This is a genomic window from Pseudomonas sp. LB-090624, assembly GCF_003205205.1.
Taxonomy (GTDB): Bacteria; Pseudomonadota; Gammaproteobacteria; order Pseudomonadales; family Pseudomonadaceae; genus Aquipseudomonas.
Genome location: NZ_QJRL01000019.1, coordinates 22,597 through 36,426, shown reverse-complemented (window position 1 = coordinate 36,426; position 13,830 = coordinate 22,597). Strand labels below are relative to the sequence as shown.

Annotated in this window: 11 protein-coding genes; 1 reads left to right on the top strand and 10 read right to left on the bottom strand. The window is 60.5% G+C overall.

Annotation, left to right across the window (positions count from 1 at the left end):
• Window positions 1–104: 104 nt before the first annotated feature.
• From sucD to sdhC, 9 genes are all read right to left on the bottom strand, one after another.
• Window positions 105–989 (bottom strand): succinate--CoA ligase subunit alpha, encoded by an 885-nt coding sequence (sucD, locus tag DMX11_RS17580; RefSeq protein WP_003254203.1) that lies wholly within the window; start codon window positions 987–989, stop codon window positions 105–107.
• On the bottom strand, window positions 989–2,155 hold the full coding sequence (gene sucC / locus DMX11_RS17575) for an ADP-forming succinate--CoA ligase subunit beta (protein WP_003254205.1): 1,167 nt from the start codon (window positions 2,153–2,155) through the stop codon (window positions 989–991). The genes sucD and sucC overlap by 1 nt, the downstream gene beginning before the upstream one ends.
• A gap of 172 nt (window positions 2,156–2,327) precedes the next feature.
• Window positions 2,328–3,764 carry a dihydrolipoyl dehydrogenase gene (gene lpdA, locus DMX11_RS17570; protein WP_110745656.1) on the bottom strand — a complete coding sequence of 479 codons (1,437 nt, stop codon included), beginning with the start codon at window positions 3,762–3,764 and terminating at the stop codon, window positions 2,328–2,330.
• 93 nt (window positions 3,765–3,857) lie between these two features.
• Window positions 3,858–5,081 carry a 2-oxoglutarate dehydrogenase complex dihydrolipoyllysine-residue succinyltransferase gene (gene odhB, locus DMX11_RS17565; RefSeq protein WP_110745655.1) on the bottom strand — a complete coding sequence of 408 codons (1,224 nt, stop codon included), beginning with the start codon at window positions 5,079–5,081 and terminating at the stop codon, window positions 3,858–3,860.
• Between the two features lie 42 nt (window positions 5,082–5,123).
• Window positions 5,124–7,955: a 2-oxoglutarate dehydrogenase E1 component gene (locus tag DMX11_RS17560; RefSeq protein ID WP_110745654.1), complete on the bottom strand. Its 2,832-nt coding sequence runs from the start codon at window positions 7,953–7,955 to the stop codon at window positions 5,124–5,126.
• Between the two features lie 246 nt (window positions 7,956–8,201).
• Window positions 8,202–8,906: a succinate dehydrogenase iron-sulfur subunit gene (locus DMX11_RS17555; RefSeq protein WP_012315348.1), complete on the bottom strand. Its 705-nt coding sequence runs from the start codon at window positions 8,904–8,906 to the stop codon at window positions 8,202–8,204.
• Between the two features lie 11 nt (window positions 8,907–8,917).
• Window positions 8,918–10,690, bottom strand: coding sequence for a succinate dehydrogenase flavoprotein subunit (gene sdhA / locus DMX11_RS17550; protein WP_110745653.1), 1,773 nt, complete (start codon window positions 10,688–10,690; stop codon window positions 8,918–8,920).
• Window positions 10,691–10,693: 3 nt separating this feature from the next.
• On the bottom strand, window positions 10,694–11,062 hold the full coding sequence (gene sdhD / locus DMX11_RS17545; protein ID WP_008091903.1) for a succinate dehydrogenase, hydrophobic membrane anchor protein: 369 nt from the start codon (window positions 11,060–11,062) through the stop codon (window positions 10,694–10,696).
• Complete coding sequence (gene sdhC / locus DMX11_RS17540; RefSeq protein ID WP_008091902.1) at window positions 11,056–11,442, bottom strand: succinate dehydrogenase, cytochrome b556 subunit; 387 nt, start codon at window positions 11,440–11,442, stop codon at window positions 11,056–11,058. Before sdhC ends, sdhD begins: the two co-directional genes overlap by 7 nt.
• A gap of 352 nt (window positions 11,443–11,794) precedes the next feature.
• On the opposite strand from sdhC, the gene gltA reads away from it, so the two are divergent.
• Window positions 11,795–13,084 (top strand): citrate synthase, encoded by a 1,290-nt coding sequence (gene gltA / locus DMX11_RS17535; RefSeq protein WP_003254218.1) that lies wholly within the window; start codon window positions 11,795–11,797, stop codon window positions 13,082–13,084.
• Between the two features lie 116 nt (window positions 13,085–13,200).
• Here gltA and DMX11_RS17530 read toward each other — a convergent pair whose 3' ends face one another.
• Window positions 13,201–13,806: an START domain-containing protein gene (locus DMX11_RS17530; protein WP_110745652.1), complete on the bottom strand. Its 606-nt coding sequence runs from the start codon at window positions 13,804–13,806 to the stop codon at window positions 13,201–13,203.
• Window positions 13,807–13,830 lie beyond the last annotated feature (24 nt).

Here is a 13,830-nt window from a genome sequence, read left to right as displayed (position 1 = left end):
AGCCTATCGAAGAATCCCTATCGCCAGCACCGACCTACAGAAACCCCACAAACGACAAAGGCCACCCGAAGGTGGCCTTTGTGCGCGTGGGGGGTGTAGCAGTATTACTTCTTGGCTTCCCAGCCAGTCAGCTCGGCCAGGGCCTTGCCGATGTCAGCCAGCGAACGCACGGTTTTCACACCAGCGTCCTGCAGGGCGGCGAACTTCTCGTCCGCAGTACCCTTGCCACCGGAGATGATGGCGCCAGCGTGGCCCATGCGCTTGCCCGCAGGTGCGGTAACACCAGCGATGTAGGAAACGACAGGCTTGGTGACGTGGGCCTTGATGTAGGCCGCGGCTTCTTCTTCAGCCGAACCGCCGATCTCACCGATCATCACGATCGCTTCGGTCTTCGGGTCTTCCTGGAACAGCTTCAGGATGTCGATGAAGTTGGAGCCTGGGATCGGGTCACCGCCGATGCCGACGCAGGTCGACTGGCCGAAGCCGGCGTCGGTGGTCTGCTTGACCGCTTCATAGGTCAGGGTGCCGGAACGCGAAACGATACCGACCTTGCCTGGCAGGTGGATGTGGCCAGGCATGATGCCGATCTTGCACTCGCCCGGGGTGATGACACCTGGGCAGTTAGGGCCGATCAGGGTAACGCCCAGCTCGTCGCACTTGACCTTGGCATCCAGCATGTCCAGGGTAGGAATGCCTTCGGTGATGCAGACGATCAGCTTGATGCCGCCGAAGGCCGCTTCCAGGATCGAGTCCTTGCAGAACGGGGCCGGTACGTAGATGACCGAAGCGTCAGCGCCGGTAGCTTCCACGGCTTCCTTCACGGTGTTGAACACCGGCAGGCCCAGATGGGTGGTGCCACCCTTGCCTGGCGTTACGCCGCCGACCATCTTGGTGCCGTAGGCGATGGCCTGTTCGGAGTGGAAAGTACCCTGCGAGCCGGTGAAGCCCTGGCAGATGACTTTGGTGTCTTTATTGATCAGGACGCTCATTACTTGCCCTCCGCAGCTTTGACAACTTGTTGAGCAGCGTCGGTCAGGCTGGTTGCCGCAATGATGTTCAAACCGCTTTCTGCCAGTACTTTAGCGCCCAGTTCGGCGTTGTTGCCTTCGAGGCGAACGACGACCGGAACTTTAACGCCGACTTCTTTCACTGCACCGATGATGCCTTCGGCAATCATGTCGCAACGAACGATGCCGCCGAAGATGTTGACCAGAACGGCCGCAACATTGCTGTCGGACAGAATGATCTTGAACGCTTCGGTAACGCGCTCTTTGGTAGCACCACCGCCAACGTCGAGGAAGTTGGCTGGCTTGCCGCCGTGCAGGTTGACGATGTCCATGGTACCCATGGCCAGGCCGGCACCGTTGACCATGCAGCCGATGTTGCCTTCAAGGGCAACGTAGTTCAGTTCGAACTTGGCAGCGTGGGCTTCACGGGCGTCGTCCTGCGACGGGTCGTGGAAGGTCTTCAGCTTAGGCTGACGGTACATGGCGTTGGCGTCGATGTTGATCTTGGCATCGAGGCAGTGCAGGTCGCCATCGGCCTTGATCACCAGCGGGTTCACTTCCAGCAGTGCCAGGTCGTGATCCTTGAACAGCTTGGCCAGGCCAACGAAGATCTTGGCGAACTGTTGAACTTGCTTGCCTTCCAGGCCCAGCTGGAACGCCAGCTCGCGACCCTGGAACGGCTGAGCGCCGACCAGTGGGTCGATGGTGGCCTTGAGGATTTTCTCAGGCGTTTCGTGAGCGACTTTCTCGATGTCCACGCCACCTTCGGTGGAAGCCATGAACACGATACGGCGGCTCGAACGATCGACTACAGCGCCCAGGTACAGCTCTTTGGCGATGTCAGTGCAGGATTCGACCAGAATCTTGGAGACGGGTTGACCGTTGGCATCAGTCTGGTAGGTAACCAGATTCTTGCCCAACCACTGTGCAGCGAACGCCTTGGCGTCTTCTTTGCTGCGAACCAGCTTGACGCCGCCCGCCTTGCCGCGACCACCTGCGTGAACCTGGGCTTTTACAACCCACTCGTTCCCGCCGATCTTGTCGCAGGCTTCTGCAGCTTGCTCAGGGGTATCGACTGCGAAACCCTTGGAAACTGGCAGGCCGTATTCAGCGAACAGCTGCTTACCCTGATACTCGTGAAGATTCATGCTTTTTACCGTCTTCGTTAGGTACTGCGCTTCGGCGCTGCGCCATCACTGGCGCCGCACCACCTGTGACCGTTGACCCCGGGTTATCCCATGTGATCCGGTCCGGCGGACGTTCCGCGGTGAGTCATGCACGCAAGACTCACGACGGGCTGCCCGCCGTGGTTTCTTATGATTAACGCTTCTTACGGTTGGCCACGTGAATGGCGCCGCCATTCACTGCCAGCGCTGCTTCATGCAACGCTTCGGACAGGGTTGGATGGCTGAAGACCATCATGCCCAGGTCCTCGGCACTGGTGCCGAATTCCATTGCGATTGCACCCTGCTGCACCAGTTCGGCAGCCGATGGGCCAATCACGTGTACACCCAGGACGCGGTCGGTCTTGGCATCGGCGATGACCTTGACGAAACCGCCGGTGTCGTTGGCTGCCATCGCACGGCCGCTGGCCGCGAACGGGAAGGTGCCTACGTTAACCTCAACACCCTCAGCCTTCAAGGACTGTTCGGTCTTGCCGACCCACGCGATTTCCGGGTGGGTGTAGATGACCGAAGGGATCAGATCGTAGTTCATCTGGGCCTTGTGACCCTTGATGCGCTCAACCACCATGATGCCCTCTTCCGAGGCCTTGTGGGCCAGCATCATGCCACGCACCACGTCACCGATGGCGTATACGCCCGGTACGCTGGTGGCGCAGTGATCGTCGACGAAGATGTAGCCACGCTCGTCGATGGTCACGCCGCTGTCGGCAGCCAGCAGGTCGGTGGTCACCGGGCGACGGCCGACCGCAACGATCAGCTTGTCGAAGGTGATCTTCTGCTCGCCTTCGGCGTTGGTGTAGGTGACTTCGACTTCGTTGCCGTTGACTTTCGAGCCAGTGACGCGAGCGCCCAGCTTGATGTCCAGGCCTTGCTTGGTCAGGGTCTTCTGGGCTTCTTTCGACACGGCAGTGTCGGCCGCCATCAGGAAGGTGTCCAGGGCTTCCAGGACGGTCACTTCAGCACCCAGGCGAGCCCATACCGAGCCCAGCTCCAGGCCGATCACGCCAGCACCGATAACGCCCAGACGCTTTGGTACGGCCTGGAATTCCAGGGCGCCAGTGGAGTCGACGATGACATTCTGGTCGACCGGAGCCGGCGGGATGTCGATCGGGCGCGAGCCGGAAGCCAGGATCACGTTCTCGGCTTCGATGACTTCGGTGGTGCCGTCAGCCTTGGTGACTTCGACTTTCTTGCCAGCCAGCAGCTTGCCGTGGCCCTGGATCGAAGTAACGCCGTTGGCCTTGAACAGGGTGGCAACGCCACCGGTCAGGTTCTTGACGATGCCAGCCTTGCGGCCAACCATCGCGGCCACGTCCATCTTCACTTCGCCAGTGGAGATACCGTGGACGTTGAAGCTCTCTTTGGCTTCCTTGTATTTCCAGGAGCTGTCCAGCAGCGCCTTGGAAGGAATGCAACCTACGTTCAGGCAGGTGCCGCCCAGGGCCAGCTTGCCCTCGGCGTCGGTGTACTTCTCGATACAGGCAGTCTTCAGACCAAGTTGTGCGGCCTTGATGGCAGCCACATAGCCGCCTGGGCCTGCACCGATTACCACTACGTCGAATTTCTGGGTCATAAAAGATTCCTTATCAGCTACAAGCTACAAGCCGCGAACCGCGCGGCATGGCTTCCTGCGAAGCCAGGCCCGGCACGGTACGCAGCCAGAGGGTTAGATGTCCAGCAGCAGGCGAGACGGATCTTCCAGCAGGTTCTTGATGGTGACCAGGAAGGTTACCGCTTCCTTGCCATCGATCAGGCGGTGATCGTAGGACAGCGCCAGGTACATCATCGGGCGAATCACCACCTGGCCGTTAACGGCCATCGGACGCTGGATGATGTTGTGCATGCCAAGGATCGCGGCCTGCGGCGGGTTGACGATCGGGGTCGACATCATCGAACCGAATGTACCGCCGTTGGTGATGGTGAACGTGCCGCCGGTCATTTCTTCGATCGACAGTTTGCCGTCACGGGCTTTCTTGCCGAAGGTGGCGATGCCGTTCTCGATTTCAGCCAGGCTCATCGACTCGGCGTTGCGCAGTACCGGTACCACCAGGCCACGGTCGCTGGAAACCGCAACACCCACGTCGGCGAAGCCGTGGTAGACGATGTCGTTGCCGTCGATCGAGGCGTTGACAGCCGGGAAGCGCTTCAGGGCTTCGGTGGCGGCCTTGACGAAGAACGACATGAAGCCCAGGCGTACGCCGTTGTGGGTCTTCTCGAACAGGTCCTTGTACTTCGAGCGCAGGGCCATGACTTCGGTCATGTCCACTTCGTTGAAGGTGGTCAGCATGGCCATGTTCGACTGAGCTTCGACCAGACGCTCGGCGATCTTGGCGCGCAGACGAGTCATCGGCACACGCTTCTCGGTGCGATCGCCAGCGGCAAGCACGACCGGTGCGGCAGCAGCGGCAGCAGGCTTGGCAGCCGGTGCAGCGGCAGGTGCGGACTTCTTGTTGGCAACAGCAGCAACCACGTCTTCCTTGGTGACGCGACCGCCTTTACCGGTACCGGCAACGGTAGCCAGGTCGATGCCGTTCTCTTCGGCCAGCTTGCGTGCAGCCGGGGCAGCGATCGGGTCGTCTTCGCCTGCGTCGGCAGCAGCCGCGGCCGGAGCAGCAGCAGGTGCGGCGGCAGCGGCTGGCGCGGCAGCAGCACCGCCTTCAACGATCGAACCCAGCAATTCGTCGGACAGGACGGTATCGCCCTCGCCCTTGACGATGTCGCCCAGCACGCCGTCCGCGGTGGCCAGTACTTCCAGCACCACCTTGTCGGTCTCGATGTCGACGATCAGCTCGTCACGCTTGACGGCTTCGCCCGGCTTCTTGTGCCAAGTGGCAACGGTGCCATCGGCAACCGATTCCGGGAAGGTTGGGGCTTTGATCTCGATAGCCATTATCTGTGTTTCCTTAAATTCGGTTTCAGGTGCGCGAAGGCGTTAGACAGTGAAGGCGTCTTGCAGCAGTTTTTCCTGCTGTTCGGCGTGCTTCGAAGCGTAACCACAGGCTGGCGCGGCGGAAGCGTCGCGGCCGGCGTATTCCAGGACCAGTGCCTTGTTGTGGCGGCCCAGGATACGGCGCATGTGGTGCTGGCTGCTGTACCAGGCGCCCTGGTTCATCGGTTCTTCCTGACACCACACTGCATGCTTGAGGTTGGTGTAAGGCGCGAGGATTTCGACCAGGTCGTCCTCCGGGAACGGATACAGCTGCTCGATACGCACGATGGCAATGTCTTCGCGGCCTTCGGCACGGCGTTTTTCCAGCAGGTCGTAGTAGACCTTGCCGCCGCACAGGACCAGGCGCTCGACTTTGGCCGGATCGAGGCTGTCGATTTCCGGGATCACGGTCTGGAACGAGCCTTCTGCAAGGTCCTCCAGGGTCGAAACGGCCAGCTTGTGGCGCAGCAGCGACTTCGGTGTCAGGACGATCAGCGGCTTGCGCAGCGGACGGATGACCTGGCGACGCAGCAGGTGGTAGATCTGTGCCGGGGTAGTCGGTACGCACACCTGGATGTTGTGCTCGGCGCACAGCTGCAGGTAACGCTCCAGACGCGCGGAGGAGTGCTCCGGGCCCTGACCTTCATAGCCGTGTGGCAGCAGCATGGTCAGACCGCACAGACGGCCCCACTTGTGCTCGCCGCTGGTGATGAACTGGTCGATCACCACTTGTGCGCCGTTGGCGAAGTCGCCGAACTGGGCTTCCCAGATCACCAGCGCGTTCGGCGTGGTGGTGGAGTAGCCGTATTCGAAGGCCAGTACCGCTTCCTCGGACAGGAACGAATCGTACAGGTCGAAACGGGGCTGGCCCGGGAACAGGTTCTGCAGCGGGATGTAGGTGCTGGCGTCCTTCTGGTTGTGCAGCACCGCGTGACGGTGCGAGAAGGTGCCACGGCCGATGTCCTGGCCGGTCATGCGGATCGGGTGACCTTCGAACTGCAGGGTGGCGTAGGCCATGGTCTCTGCATAACCCCAGTTGATCGGCAAGCCACCGGCCTGCATCTTCTGACGGTCTTCGTAGATCTTCGACACCTGACGCTGGACCACGAAACCTTCCGGCAGCTCGAGCAGCTTGGCCGACAGGTCTTGCAGGGTCTTGAGGTCGAAACGGGTGTCGTGACGCGCGGTCCAGGCATGGCCCAGGTATGGACGCCAGTCGACGAACAGCTCGCGGTTCGGCTCCTTGACCAGGCTTTTCACCACGTGCAGGCCGTTGTCCAGCGCGTTGCGGTACTCGTCGATCTTGGCCTGGGCGCGCTCGGCGTCGATACGGCCTGCCTGGATCAGTGCATCGGCATACAGCTCACGGGTGGTGCGCTGCTTGGCGATCTGCTGGTACATCAGCGGCTGGGTGCCATTCGGCTCGTCGGCCTCGTTGTGGCCGCGACGGCGGTAGCAGACCAGGTCGATGACCACGTCACGCTTGAACTGCATGCGGTAATCGATGGCCAACTGGGTGACGAACAACACGGCTTCCGGGTCATCGCCGTTCACGTGCAGGATCGGCGCCTGGATCATCTTGGCCACGTCGGTGGCGTACTCGGTAGAGCGCGCGTCCAGCGGGTTGCTGATGGTGAAACCAACCTGGTTGTTGATCACGATGTGCACGGTGCCGCCGGTCTTGAAACCGCGGGTCTGCGACATCTGGAAGGTTTCCATGACCACGCCCTGGCCGGCGAATGCTGCGTCGCCGTGGATCGAGATCGGCAGCACCTTGTCGCCGACGGTGTCGTTGCGGCGGTCCTGACGGGCGCGCACCGAACCCTCGACCACTGGCGAGACGATTTCCAGGTGGGACGGGTTGAACGCCATGGCCAGGTGCACTTCGCCACCGGTGGTCATCACGTTCGAGGAGAAGCCCTGGTGATACTTCACGTCACCGGAGCCCAGCTCGTTCATCTTCTTGCCTTCGAACTCGTCGAACAGCTCGCGCGGGTTCTTGCCGAAGGTGTTCACCAGCACGTTCAGACGGCCACGGTGGGCCATGCCGATGACGACTTCCTTGGTGCCGTAGGAGCCGGAACGCTGGATCATTTCGTCCAGCATCGGGATCAGGCTCTCGCCACCTTCAAGGCCGAAGCGCTTGGTGCCTGGGTACTTGGTGCCCAGGTATTTCTCCAGGCCTTCACCGGCAGTGACGCGCTCGAGCAAGTGAGCCTGCACGTCAGCGGAAAACTCCGGACGGCCGCGCACGCTTTCCAGGCGCTGCTGGAACCAGCTGCGCTGCTCGGAATCGACGATGTGGGTGAATTCGGCGCCAATGGTGCGACAATATGTCTTCTGGAGTGCATCGAAGATGTCGCGTAGGCTCGCCTCCTCTTTGCCGATGAACAGGTCGCCGGCACGGAAGGTCGTATCAAGATCGGCATTGGTCAAGCCGTAGTGATTGATCGACAGGTCTACGGGCGCAGGGCGCTGCCACAACCCCAACGGGTCGAGCTTGGCAGCCTGATGGCCGCGCATACGATAGGCCTGGATCAGTCGCAGAACTTCAACCTGCTTCTTCTCGTGTTCACTGCTCACGCTCCCGGCGGACACCGGTTGGGCGCGGCGCTGGTTCTTTGCCAGCAGTACGAAATGGTCGCGGATTGTCGAGTGCGATACATCAGTAGCGGTGCTGCCGTCGGCTGGCAACTTCTGGAAGTAAGTGCGCCACTCTTCTGGCACAGCGTTAGGGTCGTGCAGGTAGAGCTCGTAGAGCTCTTCCACATATGCAGCGTTACCACCTGAAAGGTGGGCGCTATCCCACATGCGCTGCATCACGCTTTCTTGCATGCTTGGTCACCCTCGATTAGGGGACTGATCGGCGAGAGCCACAGCAAACCTGGAAAAGTCCGAAAACAGCGACTGAACCACGCCACCTGGATCCTGCTGATTTTCCGGGTACCAGCCCGGAAAGCCCCTGCTGGTCTCATATCTTCATAGGTAATGAACGCGGGCTTTGTGGGCCCTTGTTCGGGTTTTACCTCAGTGCGGGCTCACCACCCGCACCTCGGCATACTGCAGGTACAACGCTTTGAATCAGGTGCCGCTTTGCAGCAGCATGTTACGTACGTGACCGATTGCCTTGGTCGGGTTCAGACCTTTCGGGCAAACGTTTACGCAGTTCATGATCCCGCGGCAGCGGAATACGCTGAACGGGTCATCCAGGGACGCCAGGCGCTCCTGGGTCTTGGTGTCGCGGCTGTCGGCCAGGAAGCGGTAGGCCTGCAGCAGCGCAGCAGGGCCCAGGAACTTGTCTGGGTTCCACCAGAACGACGGGCAGGACGTGGAGCAGCAAGCGCACAGGATGCACTCGTACAGACCGTCCAGCTTGTCGCGGTCTTCTGGCGACTGCAGGCGCTCGATGGCCGGGGCCGGGGTATCGTTCTGCAGGAACGGCTTCACCTTCTCGTACTGCTTGTAGAAGATGCTCATGTCGACCACGAGGTCACGAATGACCGGCAGGCCTGGCAGCGGGCGCAGAACAAGCTTGTTGCCCTTGACCACACCCGACAGCGGGGTGATGCAGGCCAGGCCGTTCTTGCCGTTCATGTTCATGCCGTCGGAGCCGCAAACGCCTTCACGGCAGGAGCGACGGTACGAGAAACCCTCGTCCTTTTCCTTGATCAGTGCCAATACATCCAGCACCATCAGGTCTTTACCGCCGGTATCGACGTCGAACGACTCCATTTTTGGCGCCGAGTCGGTGTCTGGGTTGTAACGATAAACTTCGACTTTCAACATAGCAGCCACCCTTAGTAAGTCCGGACTTTTGGTTCGAAGGCTGGAACAGTCTTCGGCGCAAAGTTGACGCCGCGCTTGGCAACGCGCTTCTCACCCGGGTAGTACAGGGTGTGGCACAGCCAGTTTTCGTCGTCACGGTCTTCGAAGTCTTCACGGGCGTGAGCGCCGCGGGACTCTTTACGGGCTTCGGCCGCGATGGCGGTAGCTTCGGCGACTTCCAGCAGGTTCTGCAGCTCCAGCGCTTCGATACGCGCGGTGTTGAAGGCCTGGGACTTGTCGTTGATCTTGACGTTGGCGATACGGTCACGCAGACCGGCCAGCTGCTCGATACCCTTCTGCATGTATTCGCCAGTACGGAATACACCGAAGTAGTTCTGCATGCAGCTCTGCAGCTCACGCTTCAGGCTGGCAACGTCTTCACCGCTGGTACGCTCGTTGAGCTTGTTCAGGCGGTTCAGGGCAACATCGACGTCGGTGTCGCTGGCGTCGCGGTATTCCACGCCTTCGGTCAACGCCTTTTCCAGGTGCAGGCCGGCAGCACGGCCGAATACCACCAGGTCGAGCAGCGAGTTGCCGCCCAGGCGGTTGGCACCGTGAACCGATACGCACGCCACTTCACCTACGGCGAACAGGCCCGGGATGATGTGGTCTTTGCCTTCGGCGTCCATGGTGATGGCCTGGCCGTGAATGTTGGTGGCAACGCCGCCCATCATGTAGTGGCAGGTCGGAACCACTGGTACCGGCGCGACCACAGGGTCGACGTGGGCGAAGGTCTTGGACAGTTCGCAGATACCTGGCAGGCGGCTGTGCAGCACTTCCTCGCCCAGGTGGTCCAGTTTCAGCAGTACGTGGTCCTTGTTCGGGCCCACGCCGTTGCCGGCGATGATTTCCTTGACCATGGAACGGGCAACCACGTCGCGGCCGGCCAGGTCTTTCGCGTTCGGCGCGTAACGCTCCATGAAGCGCTCGCCGTGGGCGTTGATCAGGTAACCACCTTCACCGCGGCAACCTTCGGTGACCAGTACACCGGCGCCGGCGATGCCGGTCGGGTGGAACTGCCACATCTCGATGTCCTGCACCGGCACGCCTGCACGCAGGGCCATGCCGATACCGTCACCGGTATTGATCAGGGCGTTGGTGGTGGACGCGTAGATACGGCCTGCACCGCCAGTGGCCAGCACGGTGGCCTTGGACTTGATGTACAGGGTTTCGCCGGTTTCGATGCAGATGGCGATCACACCCACGAATGCGCCGTCCTGGTTCTTCACCAGGTCAACTGCATAGTATTCGTTGAGGAAGGTGGTGCCAGCTTTCAGGTTACCCTGGTACAGGGTGTGCAGCAGCGCGTGACCGGTACGGTCGGAAGCGGCACAGGTACGGGCAGCCTGGCCACCCTTGCCGAAGTCCTTGGACTGGCCGCCGAACGGGCGCTGGTAGATACGACCGGTTTCGGTACGCGAGAACGGCAGACCCATGTGGTCCAGCTCGAAGACCGCAGCCGGGCCTTCCTGACACATGTATTCGATAGCGTCCTGGTCACCGATATAGTCGGAGCCCTTGACGGTATCGTACATGTGCCAGCGCCAGTCGTCGTTCGGGTCGGCCGAAGCGATGGCGCAGGTGATGCCGCCCTGGGCGGATACGGTGTGCGAACGGGTCGGGAAGACCTTGGTGACTACGGCAGTCTTGTGGCCGCCTTGAGCCAGTTGCAGCGCAGCGCGCATGCCGGCGCCGCCACCACCGATGATGATGGCGTCGAAGGAAATGGTTGGAATGCTAGCCATGGATCAGATACCCCAGAGAATCTGCACACCCCAGACGAAGTAAGCGAACATCGCAACGCCGCATACCGCCTGGAACAGGAAACGAATCGCAGTTGCCGACTTGCCGAACGACATAGGCGTCAGGTAGTCGGTTGCAATGGTCCACATGCCGACCCAGGCGTGGGCGCCCAGGGCAACGAGGGCCAGCAAGCTGAAGATTCGCATCGCGTTGTTGGAGAACAGACCATGCCACTGGGTGTAGTCGATGCCTGGGTGGGCGACCACGTAGCCGATCAGGAAGATGAAGTAAGCCGCGAGAACGACCGCAGAAACGCGCTGCGCCATCCAGTCATAGAGGCCCGAACGCGACAGGTTCGTGACATTGGTTACCATACCCAAACTCCCACCAGAACGATCAGCACCACGGAGATGACGATCACGATTTTCGAGCCCAGCTTGCCGCCTTCCAGCGTCTCACCGATACCCATGTCCATGATCAGGTGACGAACACCTGCCACGAGGTGATAAAGCAGGGCGGACAGCAGGCCCCAGGTCACGAACTTGGCCAGCGGGCTGGTCAGACACGCCTTCACTTCGCCGAAGCCTTCCTCGGAACCCAGCGACTTGCCCAGTGCATAAAGCATGATGGCAAGGCCGATGAACAGGATGACGCCGGAGATACGGTGCAGGATGGACGTGTACGCAGTGACAGGGAGCTTGATGGTCCTTAGGTCTAGGTTTACAGGTCGTTGGCTTTTCACGGCTTTTTTCACACTGAAGAGCCCCTAGCGAATCAGGGCAAAGTTGTTGGTAAGTGTACTGGTCAGGTACCCACCACCCAGGGAACGGCGACCCCCAGCAGTTCGGGCTTGCAAGCCCCTGGCGGTCGGGTGCCGAGTATAGACAGTTAGGCTGCTTATGACAACGTGACGGGGTAGCCCAAATAGCGCATTGCCTTTAACGAACAAAAGGCGTAAATGGGCGAGAATTTCGGGAAAAATCAGGCTTGAATGCCTGATTCAACAAGCCTTTAGGCAAATTGACATCTGAATTTATCCCTCTATAGTGGTGCGGGCCCTGCGTGGGGGGTCTGTCTGATGATTTCAAGCATTAATAGGAGGCCACATGGCTGACAAAAAAGCGCAGTTGGTCATCGAGGGCGCTGCCCCCGTCGAGCTGCCCATTTTAACCGGCACCGTTGGTCCTGATGTAATCGACGTCCGCGGGTTAGGGGCCACTGGTCACTTCACCTTCGACCCTGGTTTCATGGCGACTGCCTCGTGCGAGTCGAAGATCACCTACATTGACGGCGACAAAGGGATCCTGCTGCACCGCGGCTACCCCATCGAGCAACTCGCCGAGCAGTCCGACTACCTCGAAACCTGCTACCTGCTGCTCAACGGCGAACTGCCGAATGCCGAGCAGAAGGCCCAGTTCGTCAGCACCGTGAAGAACCACACGATGGTTCACGAGCAGCTGAAGTCCTTCTTCAACGGCTTCCGTCGCGACGCTCACCCAATGGCGGTGATGTGCGGCGTAGTCGGCGCCCTGTCGGCGTTCTATCACGACTCCCTGGATATCAATAACCCGCAACACCGCGAAATCTCCGCGGTGCGCCTGGTCGCCAAGATGCCGACCCTGGCCGCGATGGTTTACAAGTACTCCATGGGCCAGCCGATGATGTACCCGCGCAACGACCTGTCGTACGCGGAAAACTTCCTGCACATGATGTTCAACACCCCGTGCGAGATCAAACCGATCAGCCCGGTGCTGGCCAAGGCAATGGACCGGATCTTCATCCTCCACGCCGACCACGAGCAGAACGCCTCCACCTCCACCGTTCGTCTGGCCGGCTCGTCGGGTGCCAACCCGTTCGCCTGTATCGCCGCCGGTATCGCCGCACTGTGGGGCCCGGCCCACGGCGGTGCGAACGAAGCCGTACTGACCATGCTCGATGAAATCGGCGATGTCTCGAACATCGACAAGTTCATCGCCAAGGCCAAGGACAAGAACGACCCGTTCAAGCTGATGGGCTTCGGTCACCGCGTGTACAAGAACCGCGACCCGCGCGCCACCGTGATGAAGCAGACCTGCGACGAAGTCCTGCGCGAGCTGGGCATCAAGAACGACCCGCAGCTGGAACTGGCCATGCGCCTGGAAGAGATCGCCCTGACCGATCCGTACTTCATCGAGCGCTCGCTGTACCCGAACGTCGACTTCTACTCGGGGATCATCCTCAAGGCGATCGGCATTCCGACCAGCATGTTCACCGTGATCTTCGCCCTGGCACGTACCGTGGGCTGGATCTCGCACTGGAAAGAAATGCTCTCCAGCCCGTACAAGATCGGCCGCCCGCGCCAGCTGTACACCGGCGAGCAGAAGCGCGACATCGTTGCCCTGAAGGACCGCAAGTAAGCTTTCATGGCCGAACGCGAAAAGGCTGCCCTCGGGCAGCCTTTTTTATTACCTTTTCCGTGCTGGACTCTTCGTGGGCTTGCCGCGAGGAGACCAGGAAAGACGACGCAAGACCGTCAGTTTTTCTCAGCCCGCTCACGCAGCCCTTTCAGGGTATTGAACGGCGCGTCCACCACGAACTTGTTGGCCACCATCGCCGGCACGCTGCCACCCGGCTCGGTGTGCACCTGGTAGGTCACTTCGGTGCTGTCGCCTTTGGGCACCAGCTTCCAGAAACCCTCGACCTTTGCCACCCGCACAAAGCCCTTCTCTTCCGGAACATACGTCGGCTCTTCGACCAGGTTACGAGTCAGGCTGCCATCAGCCCCCTTTACCGTGGTGATATGCAGCACGGAATCCCGCGGAGTCACCGGCCAAGGCGTATTGAACTGGGTGTAGGTCCAGCTTTGGTCACCCTCGTGCTTGAGCAGCTTCTGCGACTTGCATTCGTGAATCCAGGCACAGGCACCGGCCACGTCTTCCTGCAGAGCCTGCACCTTGGCCAGCGGCGCCTTGATCAAGGTAACACCCTGGTAAGCCTTGTACTTGGAGCCCGCCACCTCACTGAGGGATACCTTGATCCCCTCCTCGTCCTTGGCCACTTGCCAGTTCTCGGCCCAGGCCGCCGGTGCCAGCAGAACACCCATGCCACACAACAGTGCAATACGCTTGAACGATCTCATCATGTTTATCCTTGTTTTCGAAGA

Bases quoted from the DNA above. Each gene is read 5' to 3' on its own strand.
- sucD (WP_003254203.1), bottom strand. From the start codon at position 989: ATGAGCGTCCTGATCAATAAAGACACCAAAGTCATCTGCCAGGGCTTC.
- lpdA (WP_110745656.1), bottom strand. From the start codon at position 3,764: ATGACCCAGAAATTCGACGTAGTGGTAATCGGTGCAGGCCCAGGCGGC.
- DMX11_RS17530 (WP_110745652.1), bottom strand. From the start codon at position 13,806: ATGAGATCGTTCAAGCGTATTGCACTGTTGTGTGGCATGGGTGTTCTG.
- sucC (WP_003254205.1), bottom strand. From the start codon at position 2,155: ATGAATCTTCACGAGTATCAGGGTAAGCAGCTGTTCGCTGAATACGGC.
- sdhD (WP_008091903.1), bottom strand. From the start codon at position 11,062: ATGGTAACCAATGTCACGAACCTGTCGCGTTCGGGCCTCTATGACTGG.
- DMX11_RS17555 (WP_012315348.1), bottom strand. From the start codon at position 8,906: ATGTTGAAAGTCGAAGTTTATCGTTACAACCCAGACACCGACTCGGCG.
- gltA (WP_003254218.1), top strand. From the start codon at position 11,795: ATGGCTGACAAAAAAGCGCAGTTGGTCATCGAGGGCGCTGCCCCCGTC.
- DMX11_RS17560 (WP_110745654.1), bottom strand. From the start codon at position 7,955: ATGCAAGAAAGCGTGATGCAGCGCATGTGGGATAGCGCCCACCTTTCA.
- sdhA (WP_110745653.1), bottom strand. From the start codon at position 10,690: ATGGCTAGCATTCCAACCATTTCCTTCGACGCCATCATCATCGGTGGT.
- odhB (WP_110745655.1), bottom strand. From the start codon at position 5,081: ATGGCTATCGAGATCAAAGCCCCAACCTTCCCGGAATCGGTTGCCGAT.